This window comes from Streptomyces sp. AC550_RSS872 (assembly GCF_019049285.1).
Lineage (GTDB): Bacteria > Actinomycetota > Actinomycetes > Streptomycetales > Streptomycetaceae > Streptomyces.
In genome coordinates this window covers 50,160-70,670 of sequence record NZ_JAGMUL010000006.1, presented here as the reverse complement: position 1 = coordinate 70,670, position 20,511 = coordinate 50,160, and the positions used below count along the sequence as shown (strand labels likewise).

Genomic DNA, 20,511 nt, shown 5'->3' with positions numbered 1-20,511 from the left:
TGACCAGCAAGTATGTGGTTTCCGTCACTTCATTGAACTGCTGATCCCCTTGAATGCGTCACCAGGAGGTCATCCGCATGCAAAGGGGTCGCCCCTTGCGCCGTGGACACCTTGGAGGATCTTGTGGCCAGCCCTGGCGACTGGAATCAAGTGGGGTACGGAGGAAATCCTGTCGCCGGGGACCCTCGTGTCCTGGACGGCTTCACGCGGGATTTCAGCCTGCTTCGGGACCTGGCAGGTGATATCGACGCCGGCCTCGACAACATGCTGCGCAACGCGTCGGACGGCGGCTTCGAGGGGCATACGGCGGTCGCCCTGCACAATTACGTGCAGGGGTCGCTCAGGAAGTTCATGGAGAACGTCCACAACTCCTTCGACCTCGCGGCCTCGGCCGTGGCCAGATACGCGAACGCCCTGCGAGAGGCCCAGGGCCGGGCCGACCGCGCCGCGGAACGAGGCGGCGCGGTGGCGATCCCCCCGGCCGGCCTCGTGGGGAAGGACGCCCCGCCCCCCGCGGAGCTCACCGCCGCGAAGCACGACATCGAGGCCGAGGTCGACTTCATCACCGGCGAGGCCAAGATCCTGGAGGACGCCCTGAATACGGCGTGCACCATGATGTCCTCACCCATCACCCCGCCGAAGAAGAGTTTCGCGAAGAGGTTGACCGAGGGGATCTGGAAGGCGCTGGAGATCATCACGATCGTGGTCTCGATCGTGGCGGTCATCATCGGCGGCCCGGTGGGGCTGCTGGCGCTCGGCCTGAGCGCGACCCTCTTCTTCAAGGCACTGGTGGACTACAGGCAGGGCAAGATCAACGGCCTCGCCCTCGGCCTTGCCTTCCTCGGCATGCTCTTCCCGTCGACGAAAGGCCTCACCACGGTCGCCGGACTGATGCGCATGTTCAAGTCCGGCGCCAGTCTCGGCTTGCGGGCCGGCGGCAGGGCTCTCTCCGCGGGAGGCCGGCTCATGATGCAGGGTGGCAGGCTGCTGATGTCGCCCCGGACGCTGGCCGCCATGACCGGCCAGGGGCTGCTGGGGTTGTCGAAGGCCGTCGGGCACATGTTCGCCACCGGCATGCCCCGGATACCCGGCCTCCTCGCCCGCACGCCCGGGACCCTCTTGGGCGCGCTGCGGATGGGCGCCGGCCTCGCCAGGGGCGCGGTGCGGTGGGGGCGGTTCGCGCTGCGCCGCGACTTCTTCATGACCACCGCGTTCGTCGGCGGAGGCATGGGCCGACGGCTGGGCGTCTACGCGATCACCAACATGGGCCGGGCCTTCGACTTCGCGCTGTCGGCGCTGCTGCCGATCCGCTACGCCGAGCTCGCCAAGTTCGGCTTCCGGGGTGCCTGGCGCATGGGCATCCTCGAACGCGGCCTGGGCGTGAAGCCCTCGATCGGCGGTGCCCTCGGAAAGGCCGCGGGCTCCGTCGCCGGCGACCTGGCCGCGAGGACCGGCCGAGGCCTGCGCACCCCCGACTCCGCGAGGCCGTTCGGGGACCCCGGCAAGCTGGTCGTGCCCGGCACGTCGGCGTGGGACGACGCGCTCGACGAACTGACGGAGTTCATGCCCACACCGACCGCGGTTGCGCGCTCGACGAGCGCGAGCTCCCTGCCCCGCGTTCCCGGGATTCCCTCGGGCCGGTTCTCCGGCGCCGTCGACGACCTCGTGGAGCCGGGCGCCTTCAGGGGCCTGGACGGCCTCGGCTCCCGCTTCGGCCCTCTTCTGCGGGGCGGCGGTATCGATGTGGCGGACCTGGGCGCCGGTGGACTGCTGCCCAAGCAGTTCCGCAACACCCTCGACGCCCTGGACGACCTCGACGAGCTGGCCGGGACCGGCTCGGCCCCCAGGTCCGTCCTGCTGGAGCAGCCGCAGAGCGCGGTCACCCGGCTGCGGGACCTGGACGCCTTCGCGGGCCTGGACCGCACCGGAACCGGCCTGCTGAAGCCACTGGACGAGCTGGCGGAGCTGGCGCCCTTCAGCATCGACGGCAAGTTCGGCGGTCTGACCACCGTCCAGCTGCGCAAGATCCTCGACGGTGAGATCGACCTCGTGGACGTCGCACCGGACGGGGTGATCATGCGCATCGGCAAGACCGATCCGGTGAACGTCCACGTCGGGCTGAAGGACGAGGTGACGATCCGCGTCCTCGACCCCGACGAGCTGGGCACCGGCCCGCTGGCAGGGAAGTTCACCGGAGCGGACTCGCCGGCGAGCCTCGGCTTCAAGCTCGACGAAGTGGCCCGGCTGCTCCCGGACAGGCCGGGCGAGCTGGGCCGCGCACGGGAGCTGCTGGGGCTGGGGCCGCTGAAGACCGACCTCGCCACCAAGACGGTCACCGCGCAGACCGGGTTCCCGCCGCTCACCCTGCGCGAGATCATCACCGGCGGCGCCGTCGGAAAGACCGGCGCCGAACGCTTCCAGGCCTGGGTCAGGGCGCAGAACGCCGCCGTCGACCTCGACACGGCCGGCCAGAAGCTCGCCCAGGTCGCCGACCTGCCCGAGGTGCCGCCGCTGCACCGCGCCGAGGCCGAACTGGACCTGAGCGCGGCCGAGTTGAAGTTCAATCAAGCACGGCTCGACTTCGACCGGCTCGGCATGAACCTCAACACCGTCCGCCAGAACATCACGGTGATGATGGCCCGCCTGGACGGTCCGGCGGCGCACCTGCCCACCGGCGAACTCCGGCTGCTGGACGACCTGGCACAGCCCACCGGGCGGTGGATCACGATGGAGCCCGGGGAGCAGGTCACCTACGTGCTCAGAACGGATGCCGGGATCGTCCGGGACGTCAGGGTGGAGATGGTCGACGGCCACTTCACCGTCACCGCGCCCGACGGCACCGTCACCAGGTTCGGCCCCGACGGCGCGCCCGTTCGCCCGGCGACCGGCGACCGGGTGGTCGGCCCGCTGAACTCCATCCCCGAGCACAGTCTCCTGGACGGCGCCGCGACCGGCCTGCCGCGGATCGAGCTGCCCGGTACCGACGCGCTGGCTGTCGCGCGTGCGGCGGACACCGCGCTGCCCGCCGACCTGTCCGTCACACGCCTGACCGATTTCCAGGACGTGCCGCTTTCCGGTGTGGGCGACCTGGCCGGGCTGGAGTTCCGGATCGGCGCCGGTACCGCCGCCGACGGCGTGCCCGGTACGTTCCGGCTGGATGTCACGCAGTCCGTCCCGGCGCCCCACGGGGCGGGACCGCGGCCGCGGTTCACGGTGGAGCGCCTGGACAGCGGGGCGTTCCGCGTCACCGACCCGGCCGGTACCACCCGCTGGGAGTTCAGCGCCGGGGGCGAGTTCCTCGCCCGTGAGACGGCGCTCGTCGACAACGGTCTGGGGCTGCCGTCCGGGCTGTGGCTCAGGTCCACGGCCACGACCACGACGGACGGCTTGACCTCCAGGATCGTGGGGCTGGTCGGTCCCCGCGGCGTCACCGACTCGTTCCCGCTCACCGCGATCGACCGGACGCTTCAGGACCGTCTGCCGGGCGGCCTCACCCTGACCGACAGCGTCACGGGCAGCCGTTTCCACTACGACGCCGACCTCAACCTCGCGTTCCGCGACCTGCCGGCCCGTGACGGCTCCGGATTCCTGCGCTTCACGGAGGGCGCGCCCGACGTCCCGCCCGTCCGGCTCGACGACCTGGCCGGCTCCTCGGGCCTGGACGACCTCGCCGGGATCTTCCAGCGCACCCTGGACGAGGCCTCGGGCGGCACGCGTCCGCTGTCCGACGGCACCGATCTGTCCCTCGGTGCCGCTCCGAGCCTGTCCGGTCTGGACGAAGCCGCCGCCCTGCGCCTGTCCGACGCCGTGAGAGAGCACGGCGACCAGTGGCTCACCCGGCTGAGCCCGGACGACCTGCCCGACATCGACCTTCGGGCGGTCCGGCGAGTCCTGGACGACCACTGGACGGGGCTCCTGGAACGGACGCCCGGGATCCACCTGACCGGCGCGGACGACCTCGCCGATCTTGAGATACGGGTGGTGCGCGTACCGTCCACCGAGTCGGCAGCGGGCTCGTTCCGCCTCGAACTCCTCGACCGTGCCCCCGCGGCGGACGGAACGGTCCGCGGCGCGGACTTCACGGTGGAACGGCTCCCGGGTGACGGGTTCGCCATCACCGACCCGACCGGGAACACGACGTGGACCTTCGCCCAGGACGGCTCCTTCCTGGGCCGCGAGGCCGTGCTCACCGGGGAGGGACTCCCCTCCGGCCTGCGAGTCTCGGCGACCCACAACGAGGCGCACGGGTTCACGCAGGTCGATCTGATCGGCCCTGACAGTGCCGTCAGGTCGCTGCGGGCCACCGCCCCCGAGGGCGCGCTCGCCGGGCGGCTGCCCGGTGGCTTCACCCTCACCGACACCGTCACCGGCAGCCGCTTCCACTTCGACCGGACCGGAGCCCTCGTCTTCCGCGACCTGCCGGCCCGTGACGGCTCCGGATTCCTGCGGTTCACCGAGGGCGCGCGCAACGCACAGCCGACCCGGCTGGTCGACCCGCTGTCCGAGCGCTTCCCGCTCAGCTCGATCCCCGAGGAAGATCTCCTGGACGACGGGCTCACCGACATCTCGGAACTCTTCGAGCGCACCCTCGACGAGGCCTCGGGCATACGGCCCCGGCCCGAGGACGCGGCAGCGGCGGACATGTCGTCCATCTCCGGGGCCATGGAGTTCCTGCGTGTCGCACCCGACTCCCACGCCATCCAGAACCTGGACCTCCTGCGGGTGCAGCAGCTCGCGGGCGACGCCACCGACTCCCTGAACAAGTTCCCCGGGCTGCGGCCCGAACTCCTCCAGGACCAGCTCCGCCACATGACCGCGCAGGCCCACGAGGGGATCCGGCAGGGCGCCGCCACCGTCATGGAGAAGTACCAGAATCTTCCCCTGGCCACGCGCCTGGAGGACATCCGGGACGGCAGCAGCCGCGTCTTCGGCGACTTCACCGTCACGCCGACCCCGCACGGCGGGCGCGGTGGCAGCCGCTTCACCGTCACGCACACACCGACGGATCTGACGACGGGCTTCGGCCCGAATCGCGAGCTGCTCTACCAAGAGGTGTTCGTCAGGGGCGGCCCCGCCGAGCTCGACGGGAGCAAGCTCGGGCTCACCGGCCGCGCGGCCGAGGGCGGTTGGGCCCCCGACTCCTTCCAGCTCGTGGGCACGCACGTGGCCGACGACGCGTTCACCTTCACGCGTCTCGACCCGAACATGCCGTCCGAACTGCGCGGCGGCTTCACCCTCACCGACGCCGCCGGCACGACGAAGTGGCATTACGGCCCCGAAGGCACGCTCGCCCTGAGGGACGTCCAACTCGCCGGAGAGCGGGGCGCGTTCCGGTTCGAGGCGGGCGCTCCGGACGGAGTGCCCCAGGTCCTCGACACGTCGGGCCGGCTGTCGCTGGCCCTGCGCGCGGAGCGGCTCGACGACGGCCGTATCGCCCTGATCCACACCGGCCCGGGCACCGCACCGCTGGAGCGGACCGTCTTCGACGCGAGCGGCGGCAAGCTGCTGGAGGAGACCGTCGCCATCCGCGGCAAGGGCGGCAAGCCCACCGGCTCGTACTGGACCATCGACCACGTGACCGGCAAGGGCGTCCGCGTCAACGGCGACCACACCCCCTTCACCGGCCGCTTCGACACCGCCAAGCTGGAGTCGTCCCCCACCGGACAGTTCAAGCTGACCGGCAAGGAGCCCGGCAAGGTCACCCTGTTCGAGCGCGAGGTCCTCAAGAACGGCAACACCCTGCACATCGCCCGGGACCGCTTCGGCCACGCCCGCTGGACCGAGTTCGACGACGCGGGCACCCGGGTCCGGTCCGGCGAGCGCATCGGGGACCCGGATCAGCGGACGTACCACGACGTCCCGGACGGTTCCTGGCGCCTGCTCAACACCTCCGACGTGCGCACGTACCACAAGGCCATCGACGGCGGCCTCGTGCGCGCCGAGAAGGGCGCCGACGGCCACTGGACCTGGCAGCGCTTCGACAAGAACGGCGTGGAGGCGCTCTCCGGCACCCGGCACTGGAGCGCGAACCACGTCGCCTTCAAGGACACCTTCCTCGACTCCGCCACGGGACTGGAGACGGTGGCCCAACGGCGCGGCCAGACCTGGCCGTTCGGCGGACTGCACGGCTCCCGCATGTACCAGGAGCACTCCCTGCTGCCCGGCCATGCCCCGGCCGGAACACGGATCGACCCCGGCACGTATGTCGGTCAGGGCGCGATGAACGCGCAGATCGAGAGCCTGGAGACGCTGGCGGACGGCGGCAGCCTGCTCGTCAAGCGGTTCGCCGACCAGCGTCCGCCCGCCTTCATGTGGAAGGGCGCGGCGGGCCGCAACCCGTTCGACAACTTCTTCGGTGACCTGTTCGCGGGCGACTCCCTGAACCGAGTGAGCCACTGGACCCAGACCGCCGCCGACGGCACCACGGTGACCGGTGTCCGGCTCAACCCGTCGGCCTCCAACTGGGTCGACGTCGACCAGTTCGGCCGCGTCGTCCGGGAGAGCCGCAAGCTGGACGACGGCAGCGTCATCGAGATCGGACGCAGCGCCGAGGACGCCACGCGCTGGGCGCCGCTTCCCGAGTACCGCGAGGGCGCCCCGTACGAGCTGCACTGGCGGAACACGACGACCGGCGAGACCGGCACGCGGCACGCCGACGGCCTCGGACAGTGGCGGGACGTCTTCACCGACAGGGCGGGTGTCGAGCGCGTCCGGCTGCGCAGCGAGGGCGCCGGGACACGCGAGTACCTCTTCGAGGCACCGACCCTGCGGGACCTCGCCCGCAACGACCGCACGGGCGTCTGGGTCGACAGGAACTCGCTGCTGCACGTCACCGGCCGGCGGGACCTGGTGGGCGACGTGTTCGTCGAGTCGTCCGGCAGCCCCTACCGCACCAGCTGGACATGGAAGACGTACGACTCCGCCAACCCGGCCACCGTGCTCGACGAGGGCATCCGCAAGCAGAACCGCGGCTCGCTCTACTCACGCACCTGGGACGATTCCTTCGTCGACCTCGACGGGCTCGGCAACGTGGTGCGGGAGCGCAACGCCACCGATGTGGGTGCCTCCTGGGTCGACGCGGTGCGGCAGCCCGACGGCACGTACAAGTGGACGAAGATCGCCGCCGACGGCACGGTCCACTCCGGGGGCGTCCGGGTGTACGACGACGTCGCGAAGGGCCGCTGGCGCGACCTCATCGACGACCAGGTGGTCCGCAGCAGGGACGGCGGACGGGTTCGCGAGTACGCGTACGAGATCGAGACCCCGCGGCCGTCCGCGGCGCCCGCGGGCGAACTCACCCGTGCGACGACGCTGCGCGACATGCTCGACCAGTCCGCGCGCCACTTCGAGCCGCCCCGCACGGTCCGCGTGGACCGGGAGGCCTGGAAGGAGTACGACGTCGGCAAGGTCTTCCGCGAGCGCGTCAAGGTGGACGGCGATCCCGTCCGCTACCGCGAGGTCGACAAGCAGTGGGGCCAGTGGCGGGAGTACCAGAACGGCCATCTGGTCGAGCAGCGCGTCTTCGACGGCCGGGTCTACCGGACCGACCCCTTCGGCCGGCTCAGCATGTCGGGCCCGGCCGTCATCCCCCACCACCTCGGCGGGGTCCTGCCCAGGGTCGGCGGCGATGTCGGCCTGCCCGGCGACCGCGCCTGGCAGCTGATCGGCCGGGAGTTCGACTACCGGGGCGCCGAGATCGAGGCCATGGGCTATCTGCGAGAGGTCCAGGACCCGTGGCACGGTCTGTTCCAGGGGGTCAGGAACGGCGAGTCCCTCGAGATGCCCGTCTGGCAGCGCGAGCTCCGCGGCTTCCTGACCTCGTTCAGCACCGGCTTCGTCACCGACTTCACCGCGAACCTGCTGATCACCGAGCTCACCAACAACGCCAATCTCAAGGTGGAGGACGTCTTCAAGGCGCTGCTGTCCGGCACGGTCGGCGGCACCTTCAGCGGCGGGCTCAACACCTTGTACAACCGCACCGGGCTCGGGTACTTCAAGACCAGCATGGGTGCGCGCGACTGGGGCGGCCACCCCAAGCAGTCGCTGGCCAACAACACCGACGACTGGGTCACCGACTGGGCCGCCTTCGAGAAGCCCACCCGCTGGCGCAACGCCACCTACGCCAACACCGTGGGCCTCGCCACCGGCGCGCTCAGCGGATTCGTCAGCAACGCCATCAGCGCGGCGGTGTTCGGGGTCAACGGCAACCAGGTCCAGGGCCTGGACGCGCTGCGGGCCGGCATGTGGGGTGCCGCGGGCTCGCTGTTCGGCGGGGTGAGCACCGGTCTGGCGCGCAACGCCTGGCATCTGGCCACCGGCGCCCGGGTCTTCCACAAGGGCGGCCTCGGCGAACTGGGCATGAACTGGGTCGAGTCCGCGCTGTCCCGGTACATCGCGTTCCAGATCGCCCAGGCTGACAGCCAGAACGGGAGCCACCTGCCGTCTCCCGGACGGGCGTTCCCGAAGCCGGCCACCACCCCCGCGCCGCCACCGCCACCGCCTGCGCCGGTCCCGCGGCCCCCGGCCCCGCAGGCCTCGGCCGCTGAACCCAGCGCACCCTTCGAGGGATTGGAGCTCCCGTGACCGCCACCGCCATCCCCGCCGTGCACCGGGTCGCCCCCAAGGGCCGCGGCGCCCACCGCAGCATCACCGCCGCCGTACGCGCCGCGGCCGACGGAGACGAGATCCGCATCGCCCCCGGCGACTACGTCGAGGTGCTGGTCCTGGACCGCGCGGTGAGCCTGCTGCCGGACGAAGGACCGGACCACGCCGTACGGCTGCTGGCGGCGGACCCCGGCCGACCCGTCCTGGAGATCACCGCACCGCACGTCCGCGTCGACGGAATCGCGCTGACCGGACAGGACCCGGCCCTGCCCGCAGTACTGGTGGCGGCCGGCAACCTGGAGCTGGACGGCTGTGAGATCTCCGGCGGCCGGGTCGAGGCCGGCGGCGACGCCTCGCTGTCGCTGCGCGACTGCCGGATCTCCGGTGCGGCCCTGGCCGGGGTGCACGCGAACACCACGGGCGGGACTGAACTGATCGACACGCTGGTCGAGGACGTCGACGGCACCGGAGTCGTCCTGGGCTCCGGCACGACGGCGGACCTCCTCGGGCTGACGGTCCGGGACGTCACCGGATCCGGGGTCCGCGTACGCGGCCGGGCCGCGGCCGTGCTCCGCGACTGCCGGATCACCGGCCCCGGCCGCAGCGGGCTGCTGATCGAGGACGACGCGTCCGTGGCCGTGCTGGACTGCCGGCTGGAGGAGACCGGTGCGGAAGGCATACGGGTGCTGGGAAGTTCCCGCCGTCCCGAGGGGAGTCCGGGGCGTCCCGAGGCCGCCGAGGGTGGTGTGGTCCTCGCCGACTGCCAGGTGCTGCGTACCGGCACCGACGGGGTCGCCGTCTCCGGCAGCGGGGACGTCCTGCTCCTGACCACCGGGATACGGGGCGGCTCCGGGGCCGGCGTGAGCGCCGACGACGACAGCACGGTTGTACTGGTCGACTGCCGGGTGGACCGGCCGCACGGCTCGTGCCTGGTGGCCCGGGGCACCGCCCGGCTGTCCGCGGAGGGCACCTCGGTGCACGGCAGCCGGGCCAACGGCCTGCTGGCAGGCGGCCGTTCGCAGGTGACCCTGGCGTCGAGCGACGTGACGGACTGCGGGTTCAGCGCGGTGCACGCCTGCGACGACTCCCGCCTGTCGCTGACCTCCTGCCGTATCGGCTCCACCCCGGAACACGGCGTCCGGGCCACCGACCGGGCCGAGCTCACCGTCGAGAGTGTGCGCATCAGCGACTGCGGACTGTCGGGCCTTCAGATCGACTCGGCGGCTGGCGCGCGGGTCCGCGGGCTGTCCGTGGTGCGCGGTCGCACGGGGATCAACGCCGAGTCCACCGGCACGGTCGTCCTGGAGGAGTGTGACGTCGCGGAAGCCGAACGCGCCGGGATCACCTGCGGGACCGGCACCTCGGCCGTGCTGCGGGACTGCCGGATCACCGGCACCGGCACCGCGGGCCTCGTGATCGGCGAGGGCGCGACCCCCAGCATCGAGGACTGCACGGTGCGCGACGCGACCGGCTCCGGACTGGTCCTGGGCCCTGCGTCCGAACCACGCCTCAAGGCCGTCACCGTGTCCCGCACCGGCAAGAACAGCCTGTTCGTCGGGGAGAAGGCACGCGGCACCTTCGAGGAATGCGTCTTCGCCGGCGCAGGCAACGCCGGCGAGGCGTTCCCGGCCGTCCATATAGCCGCCGGGAGCGCGCCCGTCCTGCGCGGCTGTGTGGTGCGGGACGCGGAGGAGGACGTCGCCGCGGAGAAGGGAGCCCGCCCGGTGTTCGACGGCTGCGTCTCACGCAACGTGACCCACCCCGCCCTTCCCACCGGCCGCGCCGAGGCGCTCGCGTCCGCCGAGGGCGGCGACGCGGCCGCGGCGACCCAGGCGCGGGAGACCGAAGCCCCCTCCGAGGACACCCTGGAGGACCTGCTCGCCGAACTCGACGGGCTGGCCGGTCTGGACAGGGTCAAGAACGACGTCTCCTCGCTGGTGAAACTGATGCAGACCGTGCGCCGCCGCGAGGACATGGGCCTGACCGCACCCCCGCTCAGCCGCCACCTGGTCTTCACCGGCAACCCCGGCACCGGCAAGACCACCATTGCCCGCCTCTACGGCCGTATCCTCGCCGCCGTCGGCCTCCTCGACCGTGGCCACCTGGTCGAGGCCGACCGCTCCGCCCTGGTCGGCGAGTACGTCGGCCACACCGGCCCGAAGACCACCCGTGTCTTCGAACAGGCCCGGGGCGGCGTGCTCTTCATCGACGAGGCCTACACCCTCACCCAGTACGCCGGAACCAACGACTTCGGCCAGGAGGCCATCGCCACCCTGCTGAAGTTGATGGAGGACCACCGCGACGACGTGGTGGTGATCGTCGCCGGATACCCCCGGGAGATGGAGACGTTCGTGCGCTCCAACCCCGGTCTGGCCTCCCGCTTCAACCGCACGCTGCTCTTCGAGGACTACGCCTCCGCCGAACTGGTCAGCATCGTGGACCACCAGGCGGCCCAGCACCAGTACGAGCTCACGCCGACCGCCCGCGAGGCCCTGACCGCCCACTTCGACACGCTGCCCAGGGAGCGCGGATTCGGCAACGGCCGCGCCGCCCGCCAGCTGTTCCAGGCGATGACGGAGCGTCAGGCCTATCGCGTCGCCGAGCTGTCCGACATCTCGGAGTCGGACCTGATGACACTCACGCCGGAAGACGTCCCGTAGGGCGACCCGGCCCGCCCCCCCTCCCGAAGCCCACTCCTTAAGGACCCGTCTCATGCCGCAGACCCCCGTTCGACCCACCCGCTCGGACGGCCAGTTCGCCGACCTGTTCGCCCGCAAGGCGCGCACCCCGCTGCGCGGCTTCCTGCCCGGCCGCAGGGTCTGGAATGCCATCGGGGGTTCCGTCGCCGTGGTCCTGGTGATCACGGGTGCCACGGCGGTCGTCTCCCAGATCGACTTCAGCGGTGGCGGCGAGGACAAGGTGGCCACGGCGGCCGAGAAGAAGGACGCCGTGAAGGACAAGGCTCCTGGGGACAGCGGCACGCCGAGCGCGCCCGCGTCCGCGGCCGCACCTGAGCGGCAGGACCGGGACAAGGGCCCGGCGGTGGTCTATCTCCCCGCCCCAGGCGGAGGGGGCGCCGGCTCCGGCGGCTCGGGCGGGACCGACGACGGCGGCACGACCGGGACGGCACGGACCTCCGCGCCCCGGTCCACGGACACCTCGCAGCAGGCGCCGACCAGCTACCTCTGGTCCGACGCCACCGTGGAGGGCGACTCCAATGCCTACTGGGACCAGAGCCGCGTCACCGTGCAGACCACGAAGACGCTCAAAAGCCTCAAGGTGGTCGTCAAGATCGCGCAGACGGGCGGCGTCGCCAGCACCGGCACCTGGTCCAACATCGGGGACAAGGTGTCGGTGGCCTCCTCGTCGAGCAGCGGCGAGCTGGACTACGTGGTGACGCTGAAGCCGGGGAACACCCTCGAACCCGGCACCTACATCTTCAGATTCCAGTACGACCACAACCAGGGCAATCGTGACGCCGGCGGCGACCGCTACAACGTCACCGCCACCTCCACCGCCGGGGCCACCGAGTACCGCAAGGGCAACTTCTGAGCCGGGAGCCACCGGCGGACGGGCACCGGCTGCACGAGTGAGGCGCCTTGTGGGTGTTGCGTGTCGAAATCAGCCTCACCTACGGCGAACCCGCCGAGAAAGCCGCCTCGGTGGCCACCGGTCAGGTCTCCGTCACCCTCAAGGAGCCCGCCGGCTTCAAGGTCATCGGCACCGCGAGGTGAAGCGTGCCCGAGCCGGTGACGAGCGGCCTGATCGGACAGGTGAGGAAGGGCCGACCGGCTCGCCGAGACCCTGGATGCCCTGCTGGTGTCCTGGGGACGTACGGCTCCCCAGGTGGCCCAGGCGCTGTGGCCCGACGCCGACTGAGCTTCGGGGAGTTGCCAGGAGAGTCGTTCAGTCGCGGACGATCTCCAGCAGGTGGTCGCGGACCAGGGCGACATGAGGGTTGCCGGCCGAGCCCGGCCGCTGGACGAGGAAGCTGGTGTTGATGGGCGGGTCGTCCGGGTCGTGAAGCAGGACCAGCGCGCCCGAGGCCAGCTCGGCGGCGCACAGGTAGCGGGGCAGCACGCTGAACCCCGTACCGCCCGCGACCGCGGCCTTGACCGCGTTCAGGTCGGGCATCGTGACCGCCGGGTGGCGCACCAGACGCTTGCCGAAGACATGACGCCGGCTACCGGGTGGCCGCGTTCACCAACGCCGAGGAGACCCAGGCAGGCCTCGCCGACCAGGCCAAGTGGCTCCTGCCGGACCGGCTCACCGAGGCCGGCGTGCAGGTCCAGGTGGGCGAGCCGTGGGCCCCGCACGTCGTCATCGACCGGAACCTGGTCACCGGCCAGAACCCCGCCTCCTCCGCTCCCCTCGCCGCCGAACTGCTGAAGAAGCTGGGCTGAGCCACGGGCACTCCCGCTCGGCGACCGCTGATCGGCCTGTCCTTCCCCGGCGCGGTGAGCGGTGCGACGATGCCGGGGTGATCACATCCCCGGACCCTCTCGACGGCCGCTCCCCGGGCCGAAAGCTCCAAGTGGAGACCCACGGCCTCGACGTGATCGCCGACGCCGAACGCAAAGGCACTCCCCGCACCCTGTTCTGGCCGTGGTTCGGGGCCAACGTGTCGATTCTGGGCCTGAGTTACGGTGCCTTCGCGCTCGGCTTCGGGATCTCGTTCTGGCAGGCGCTGGTCGCCGGAGTCGTCGGCATCGTCTTCTCCTTCCTGCTGTGCGGTTTCGTCGCCGTGGCCGGAAAACGCGGCTCCGCGCCGACGATGGTGCTCGGCCGAGCCGCGTACGGAGTGCGCGGCAACCGGCTGCCGTCGGTGATCTCCTGGGTCCTCACCGTCGGCTGGGAGACCGTGCTCTGCGCCCTCGCCACCATGGCCACGGCGACCGTGTTCGGGCGGCTCGGCTGGGGCGGCGGGACCGGGACCAAGGTGGTCGCGCTCGTCCTGGTCGGGGCGCTGACCGTCGTCGTCGGCGTGATGGGCTTCGACCTGATCATGCGGCTCCAGACCGTGATCACCGTGGTCACGGGCGCGCTCACCGTCGGCTACGTCGCCCTCGTCGCCGACCACGTCCACTGGTCCACCGTCAGCGCCGTGCCGGCGGGCTCCGCGCAGGAGTTCATCGGGGCGCTCGTGTTCATGATGACCGGCTTCGGGCTCGGTTGGGTCAACGCGGCCGCCGACTACTCCCGTTACCTGCCGCGCACCGCGTCGAGCCGGGGCGTGATCGGCTGGACCGCCTTCGGCGCCTCACTGGCGCCGCTGTTCCTGCTTGTCTTCGGCCTCCTGCTGGCCGGTTCCTCCGACGAGCTCAGCGCCGCCGTCGCCGCAGACCCCATCGGTGCGCTGACGACGATCCTGCCGACCTGGTTCCTGGTCCCGTTCGCCGTGGTCGCCGTCCTCGGCCTCGTCGGCGGCGCGGTCCTCGACATCTACTCCTCCGGGCTGGCCCTGCTCTCGGCGGGCCTGCGCGTACCCCGTTATGCGGCCGCTCTGGTCGACGGCGTCCTGATGATCGTGGGCGCGGTCTACATCGTGTTCGTCGCCGACGACTTCCTCGGCCCGTTCATGGGCTTCCTCACCACCCTCGGCGTCCCCATCGCCGCCTGGTGCGGCATCATGCTCGCCGACCTCGCCCTGCGCCGCCGCGACTACGACGAGCCCGACCTCTACCGCCCGTCCGGCCGCTACGGCGACGTACCGCTCACCCCGCTGCTCCTGACCCTCACGGCGACCGCGCTCGGCTGGGGCCTGGTCACCAACGCGACGGCGAACTGGCTGGACTGGCAGGGCTATCTCCTCGGCCCCCTGGGCCTGGGCGGCAGGTCCGGCGCCTGGGCGTACGCCAACCTCGGCGTCCTGGCGGCCCTCGCACTCGGCTTCCTCGGCACCCTGCTGCTGCGGCGCGGACGCGTCCGCGAACAGGAGGCGCAGCCACCGAGCCCACGGAGCGCGGCGGCGACGGAACGGGCGACGCCATGACGGCCGGGTGGCTCGCCGTCATCGACATGCAACGTGTCTTCGCCGACCCGGGAAGCCCATGGGCCACCCCCCGATTCGCCGAAGCGGCGGCAGGCGTACGACGCCTCCTGCCGGCCTTCGGGGACCGCGTCACGTTCACCCGCTTCGTGGCACCCCGCACACCGGAAGGCGCCTGGCAGGCGTACTACGCGCGCCATCCCTTCGCCCTGCAACCCCCCTCAGCCCAACTCTGGGAACTGACAGACGAGTTCGCGCCTCACGCCCGGCATGTACTGGACGCCCCCACCTTCGGCAAATGGACCCCGGAACTCGCCCGACACGCCACCACGGCGGGCCGCCTGGTCCTCACCGGGGTCAGCACCGACTGCTGCGTCCTCTCCACGGCCCTGGCGGCCGCCGACGCGGGCATCGAGGTCCTGGTCCCCGCCGACGCCTGCGCGGGAGCGGACGACGACTCGCACGCCAAGGCGCTGCATGTGCTGGACCTGTACCGACCGTTGATCCGGGTGACCACGGTCGCCGAGCTGCTGGAAGGGGCCACGCCCCGAGCTTGAGGCCTCACGGCTCCGCAGTCTCGGATGTTCCGCACATGGTCTCCATGGCTCCGGATGTCGGTGGAAGCAGGGACTTTGGACCGTCCGGAGCCAGCCGTCTCACGCCGACCGGCGTGGTGGCGTGCCCGGCGTCCCCGTGGTGGCGGGCCGCTCGACGTGGGCGGTGAACCAGTCGCGGGCCAGTTCGGCGACCGTGGTGAGCGTGCCGGGCTCCTCGAAGAGGTGGGTGGCACCGGGGACGACGGCGATCCGGTGCTCGCAGTGCATCCGGTCGGCGGCGAGGCGGTTGAGGCTGAGGACCTGGGTGTCACGGCTGCCGACGATGAGCAGCGTCGGTGCCCGAAGCCGGGTCAGCGCCGCCGGAGTCGCCAGGTCCGGGCGGCCGCCGCGGGAGACGACCGAGCGGATCTCGGAGCCGGACAGCGCGGCCGCCTCCAGCGCGGCGGCGGCTCCGGTACTGGCGCCGAAGTAGGCGACGGGCAGGCCGGTCTCACGGCGCAGCCACTGCGACGCGGCGTGCAGTCGGCGGGCCAGCAGGAGGATGTCGAAGACGTTGTGCCGGTCGTGCGCCTCGTCGTCGGTGAGCAGGTCGAGGAGGAGGGTGGCCAGGCCGGCGCGGTTGAGGGCGGTGGCGACGTAGCGGTTGCGCGGGCTGTGCCGGCCGCTGCCACTGCCGTGCGCGAACGCCACCGCGGCCGGCGCCCCGACCGGCACGACCAGACGCGCCCCCAGCTGGGCTCCGGCGGCCGGGATCAGCACCTCACGGTTCGGGGGCCCGGCAGGGGTGGGGGAGGGGGACAGAGACTGCGCGGCCGCCGCGAGCAGGGACGTGACCTCGTCGTCCGAGACCTGCGCGAAGTGCCGGTACCAGGCTCCCACCGAGCCGAGCACCTCCGGCGTCCGCGGACACACCACCTCGTCGGTCACCCGCGCCAGCCGGGCGACGCTGTGGGCCGGTCCGACGGGCACGGCCAGCACGATCCGGGCCGCGCCCTGACCCCGTACGACCCGACAGGCGGCCTCGGCTGTCGCGCCGGTGGCGAGCCCGTCGTCCACGACGACGGCCGTGCGCCCGGCCACCGGCAACGCCGGCCGCCCCTGCCGATAGCTCCGCACCCGCCGGTCCAGCTCGGCCCGCTCGGCCGCCTCGACGGACTCCTGCTCCGCCGACTCCAGCCCGGCTTGCGCGATCACGTCCCGGTTGAGGACCTGGACCCCGCCCTCGCCGATCGCCCCGAACGCCCACTCCGGCTGCTGCGGTACGCCCAGCTTGCGCACCACCAGCACATCCAGCGGGGCGTCGAGGCGCCGGGCCACCTCGGCCGCGACGGGCACCCCGCCCCGCGGCAGCCCCAGCACCACCACGTCCTGGCCACGCAGCTCCGCCAGCCCCTCGGCCAGCAGCTGACCGGCCGCCCTGCGGTCGTCGTAACGCATGCACGCCTCCCGCGCCCACGAGGACGGGAGCCTGTCCCTTCCTCTTCAGGCTACGACTGTTCGCCGCGGCCCCCGCACTTGGCGATATCCGGTCGGCACGTCACCCATGGTTGCCGTGTTCAATCACTCGTGACGCGTCACGCAGCACGGCACCCACGGACGGCCCCGCACGTCAGGAGGCATCGTGATCGCCGCTCCCGAGCCCGGTCTGACCGAACGCGACCTCGTCGAACGCGCCGTGAACCTGCGGCCCGCGCTGCTCGAACGCCAGCCGGAGACCGAACGGCTGACGCACTACCCCAAGGACACCCACGACGACTTCCTGCGGGCCGGTTTCTACCGGATGCTCCAGCCGCGCCGGTACGGCGGCTACGAGTTCGGCCTGCCCACCTTCTACCGCGTCGTCACCGAGATCGCCCGTGGCTGCCCCTCCACCGGCTGGGCCCTGTCGCTCACCGCCGCCCACGTCCTCCAGGTCGCCACGCTCTTCGGGGAGAAGGCGCAGGACGAGATCTTCGGCGCCGACGGCGACTTCCGTGCCGCGTCCACGGTCGCGCCCATCGGCGTCGCGCAGCCCGGGGGCGACGGCCATGTCGTCCTCGACGGCACCTGGCCCTACTCCTCGGGCGCCCCCTACTCCACCCACTACGTCGGCCAGACCCTGCGGGCCCCCGACCGGCACGGCGGCCCGCCGGGACCGCCGGTGCTGTTCGTCGCCCCGCGCTCGGTGTGGACAGTGCTCGACGACTGGCACGGCGTCCTCGGCCTGCGCGGCAGCGGCTCCAACAGCATCCACATGGAACAGGCCCGCATCCCCGCGCACCTCACCTGCGAGGCGAGCCTGCTCGGCCTGCCCGTCGAGGGCGGCAGCGTCGGCTCCGCGCTGCACGGCAACCCCATGTACGCCGGGCGGGCGCCGAGCTTCTTCCACGGCGAACTGGCCGCCGTCATGATCGGCACCGCGTACGCCGCCGCCGACGAGTACGCCCGTGCCCTCGCCGACCGTCTCCTCACCCTGGAACCCGACCGTACCCGCGCCGACCTCCACGACTACCAGCGGCACCTCGGCGAGGCCCTCGGCGTGATCCACACGGCCGAGGCGGCCTTGCAGCGCACCGCCGAGGAGTGGGTGGAGACCTGCCGGCGCAACACCACGGGCGATGCCCCCTTCACCGTCGCCGAGGACAACCGCCTCGCGCTCATGTTCCTGAACGCCGGCCGTATGACCTGGGACGTTCTCCGGGGCACCCTCTTTCGCACCGCCGGCTCCCGGCACGCGCGCGACGGCGAGCGGATGCAGCGCTACTTCCGGGACGCGGCCACGTACTGGACCCATGTGGGCCCCAGCATGGCCGAGCCCCTGGCCCGCCGGGTCGGCTGCGACCGCATGGGGCTGCCGTCCGAGCACATTCCGTTGATCCCCTGAGCCGCGGGGAGCCCGTCAGAGTCTCCGTGATCCCCTGGGCAGCCGCAGGAATGCCCTGCTCCGGATCGGGTACGTGAGCAGGACCGCACGAACGCCGCTACCAGGGGATCTGCCATGGAGACACCAGCGAACGACAACACCGCCACACCGGCCCGGCGTGCGCTGGACGCGCTGGCCGGGAACACCGAGGACACGGCGGCGATGGACACGCTCGCGAGCAGCGACGTCCTCGTCCCCGTCCCCGACGACGTCGACGAACAGGACGCCACCGACCCCGGCGCCGTGGCGCTGCCGGTCATCGAGCGCCCGGGCGGGGAACCCGTCGTCCCCGTGTTCACCTCCGAGCCCGCGATGGCCGAGTTGCTGCCCTTCGTCTCCCGCTACCGCCTGGTCCCGCTGGGCGCCCTCGCCTCACAGTGGCCGGGCGACGACCTGGCGCTGACGATAGACGCCGGCTCCTCGCACCCGCTGACCCTGACGTCGGAGGGCGTACGGACGCTGCTGGCGCGGCCGTAGCGCGACGGACGACCTGAGGGGGAGGAACGGCGGACCGGTGCCGCCGTTCCTCCCCCTCACGCCGTCGGTGCACGTCGTGGGCCCCGGCGCCGCCCGGCAAAGGTCGGCCGGAACTGCTCCCTGCCACAGGTGGTTCGGCCGTACGGAGAGGGAAGATCCCACCGGGAGGCCGGCTCGAGAGGGTGGGGGTCGTTGTGAGGGTCGTCCTGCTCGGCACCGCCGCCGGAGGCGGTTTCCCCCGCTGGAACTGTGCCTGCGCGCGGTGCGCCGCCGCCCGTGACGGCAAGCTGCCCACCCGGACCCCGGAATGCGCGGCCGTCACCGGAAACTCCCGGGACTGGTGGCTGCTGAACGCCTCGCCGGACCTCCGCGCCCAGCTCACCGCGGCCCCCGTCCTGTGGCCCCGTGCCCGGCGCACCCCGGTACGGGGAGTGCTCCTCACCGACGCCGAGCCCGATCACGTGGCGGGCCTGGCCGTGCTGCGCGGGACGCCGGGGCTGAAGGCCTATGCCGCGCCACCGGTGCTCACCACCCTGACCCCGGCGCGGGTGGCCCTGCACCGTCATGCCCCGTGGGAGTGGGCGGACAGCCTGGCGGAGGGCGGGTTCGTGCTGGCCGGCGGGCTGGTCGTCACGGCTCACCCCGTGGCGGGCGAGGCGCCGGCGTACGTGCCGGTCCGGGCGTCGGACGACCGCTGGGTGACGGCGTACCGGATCGAGGATCTGGCTACCGGGGGCGTCCTCGTGTACGCGCCCCGCCTGGGCGCCTGGACCCCGATGCTGGACGACCTGATCGAGACGGCGGACTGCGTCGTCCTGGACGGCACGCACTTCGCCACGGACGGGGCGGCGCCGGACGGCCGCCGGCCGCCCGCTCCGGGGTCGGCCGGCAGCCTCGCCGCCCTGGCCCGGCACCCGCACGCCCGCCGGATCTACACCCACCTGGCCGACACGAACCCCCTGCTCGACCCCGCCTCGACGGCTTGCGCACGCGTGGCCGAGACGGGCGTCGAAGTGCTGCCGGACGGGGCCGAGCTCGTGCTCTAGGGCCCGCGTCAGCCGTTCAGCATCCGGGCCAGCACGTCGCGCTGGAGCGGCAGGACCTCCGCGTGCAGATCACGGCCCTTGCGGGTGAGGGCGACGTAGACACCGCGCCGGTCCTCCGCGCAGACGGAGCGCTCCACCAGGCCGTCCTTCTCCAGCCGCCCGATGAGCCGGGACAGCGCGCTCTGACTGAGGTGGACCCGTCCGACCAGGTTCTGCACCCGGCACTGCCCGCCCTCCTCGGGCGTGGCCGACGCCAGGATGTCGAGCACCTCGAAGTCGCTCGCGCCGAGCCCGTGCGGGTGCAGTACGCGGTCGATCTCGGTCATCGTGCGCGCGTGTACGGAGAGGATGTCCCGCCAGCGGTCCTCGAGTCCGGCATCGGCCGTCTTCACTGCCATACCGGCACGGTAGCACCGATTCAGCCATTTATTGACCGTGCAACTAGTGCGTGCGCAACAAGTTCTGCGCAGGCTCTCAGCCGGTCGGGTCCTGGAGCAGCCCCACGAGGTTGCCGTCCCCGTCCCTGACGGAGGCGATGAGCCTGCCGCCACCTACGTCGTGCACGTCCTGAAGTGTCTCGGCGCCCGCTTCCAGCAGGGCCGCGAGCGTCGTCCTGATGTCGTCGACGTGCCAGTAGGGGACCGGTCCGGTCATGCCCTTGGCGTGGCCGTTGGGGTCGAGGCCGACGTCCTGTCCCGCGTCCTTGAAACCGACGTAGTACGGCTCGTCCGCATACGGTTCCGTGCCCAGCAGGGCCCTGAACAGGGCCTTCGTCCGGTCGAGGTCCTTGACGGGGTAGATGATCGTGTTGACTCCGGCGGTCATGGCGTACTCCTGACGTGAAGTGTGTGCCGACGGTTTTCGTCGGTGGTTTCACGCTAGGGCGGGGGAGCGGTGGCGGGCTTCTCGATTCCTGACCGGTCGCACGCCGAGGGC

At 72.0% G+C, this 20,511-nt stretch carries 12 protein-coding genes and 2 pseudogenes; 10 read left to right on the top strand and 4 right to left on the bottom strand.

The annotated features are described in order from the left end of the window. Window positions 1-264: 264 nt before the first annotated feature. From KUM44_RS02720 to KUM44_RS46680, 4 genes are read left to right on the top strand one after another with little or no spacing between them, the layout of a single operon-like run. Window positions 265-8,583, top strand: coding sequence for a hypothetical protein (locus KUM44_RS02720; protein WP_217205967.1), 8,319 nt, complete (start codon window positions 265-267; stop codon window positions 8,581-8,583). Further along, window positions 8,580-11,264 carry a right-handed parallel beta-helix repeat-containing protein gene (locus KUM44_RS02715; protein WP_217205966.1) on the top strand — a complete coding sequence of 895 codons (2,685 nt, stop codon included), beginning with the start codon at window positions 8,580-8,582 and terminating at the stop codon, window positions 11,262-11,264. The genes KUM44_RS02720 and KUM44_RS02715 overlap by 4 nt, the downstream gene beginning before the upstream one ends. Window positions 11,265-11,316: 52 nt before the next feature. Beyond that, window positions 11,317-12,156 (top strand): hypothetical protein, encoded by an 840-nt coding sequence (locus KUM44_RS02710; protein WP_217205965.1) that lies wholly within the window; start codon window positions 11,317-11,319, stop codon window positions 12,154-12,156. 53 nt (window positions 12,157-12,209) lie between these two features. Continuing rightward, the gene (locus KUM44_RS46680; RefSeq protein WP_302185949.1) at window positions 12,210-12,338 is read left to right on the top strand and encodes a hypothetical protein; all 129 of its coding nucleotides are present in this window, start codon (window positions 12,210-12,212) and stop codon (window positions 12,336-12,338) included. Between the two features lie 172 nt (window positions 12,339-12,510). Here the strand turns inward: KUM44_RS46680 and KUM44_RS02705 are convergent. Continuing rightward, window positions 12,511-12,783: pseudogene (locus KUM44_RS02705) on the bottom strand (LysR substrate-binding domain-containing protein); the annotation flags it as partial. Between KUM44_RS02705 and KUM44_RS02700 the strand changes: the two are divergent. From KUM44_RS02700 to KUM44_RS02690, 3 genes and pseudogenes are all read left to right on the top strand, one after another. Beyond that, window positions 12,783-13,007, top strand: a pseudogene (locus tag KUM44_RS02700) (type 1 glutamine amidotransferase domain-containing protein); the annotation flags it as partial. The pseudogenes KUM44_RS02705 and KUM44_RS02700 overlap by 1 nt on opposite strands. Before the next feature lie 80 nt (window positions 13,008-13,087). Continuing rightward, complete coding sequence (locus KUM44_RS02695; protein WP_374202002.1) at window positions 13,088-14,596, top strand: cytosine permease; 1,509 nt, start codon at window positions 13,088-13,090, stop codon at window positions 14,594-14,596. Continuing rightward, on the top strand, window positions 14,593-15,150 hold the full coding sequence (locus KUM44_RS02690) for a cysteine hydrolase family protein (RefSeq protein WP_217205963.1): 558 nt from the start codon (window positions 14,593-14,595) through the stop codon (window positions 15,148-15,150). The genes KUM44_RS02695 and KUM44_RS02690 overlap by 4 nt, the downstream gene beginning before the upstream one ends. A 99-nt stretch (window positions 15,151-15,249) precedes the next feature. Here KUM44_RS02690 and KUM44_RS02685 read toward each other — a convergent pair whose 3' ends face one another. Continuing rightward, entirely contained in the window at window positions 15,250-16,587 is a 1,338-nt protein-coding gene (locus tag KUM44_RS02685) for a phosphoribosyltransferase (protein ID WP_217205961.1), read from the bottom strand. A 184-nt stretch (window positions 16,588-16,771) separates the two neighbouring features. On the opposite strand from KUM44_RS02685, the gene KUM44_RS02680 reads away from it, so the two are divergent. From KUM44_RS02680 to pqqB, 3 genes are all read left to right on the top strand, one after another. Then, the gene (locus KUM44_RS02680; RefSeq protein WP_217205959.1) at window positions 16,772-18,013 is read left to right on the top strand and encodes an acyl-CoA dehydrogenase family protein; all 1,242 of its coding nucleotides are present in this window, start codon (window positions 16,772-16,774) and stop codon (window positions 18,011-18,013) included. A gap of 114 nt (window positions 18,014-18,127) precedes the next feature. Further along, a complete protein-coding gene (locus KUM44_RS02675; protein ID WP_217205957.1) occupies window positions 18,128-18,529 on the top strand; it encodes an SseB family protein in 402 nt (133 codons plus the stop codon). 194 nt (window positions 18,530-18,723) lie between these two features. Continuing rightward, window positions 18,724-19,575: a pyrroloquinoline quinone biosynthesis protein PqqB gene (gene pqqB, locus KUM44_RS02670; RefSeq protein WP_217205955.1), complete on the top strand. Its 852-nt coding sequence runs from the start codon at window positions 18,724-18,726 to the stop codon at window positions 19,573-19,575. A gap of 8 nt (window positions 19,576-19,583) precedes the next feature. On the opposite strand, the gene KUM44_RS02665 is transcribed toward pqqB, so the two are convergent. Continuing rightward, complete coding sequence (locus tag KUM44_RS02665) at window positions 19,584-19,973, bottom strand: MarR family winged helix-turn-helix transcriptional regulator (protein ID WP_217205954.1); 390 nt, start codon at window positions 19,971-19,973, stop codon at window positions 19,584-19,586. Window positions 19,974-20,049: 76 nt separating this feature from the next. Beyond that, the gene (locus tag KUM44_RS02660) at window positions 20,050-20,400 is read right to left on the bottom strand and encodes a VOC family protein (protein ID WP_217205953.1); all 351 of its coding nucleotides are present in this window, start codon (window positions 20,398-20,400) and stop codon (window positions 20,050-20,052) included. Between the last annotated feature and the right edge of the window lie 111 nt (window positions 20,401-20,511).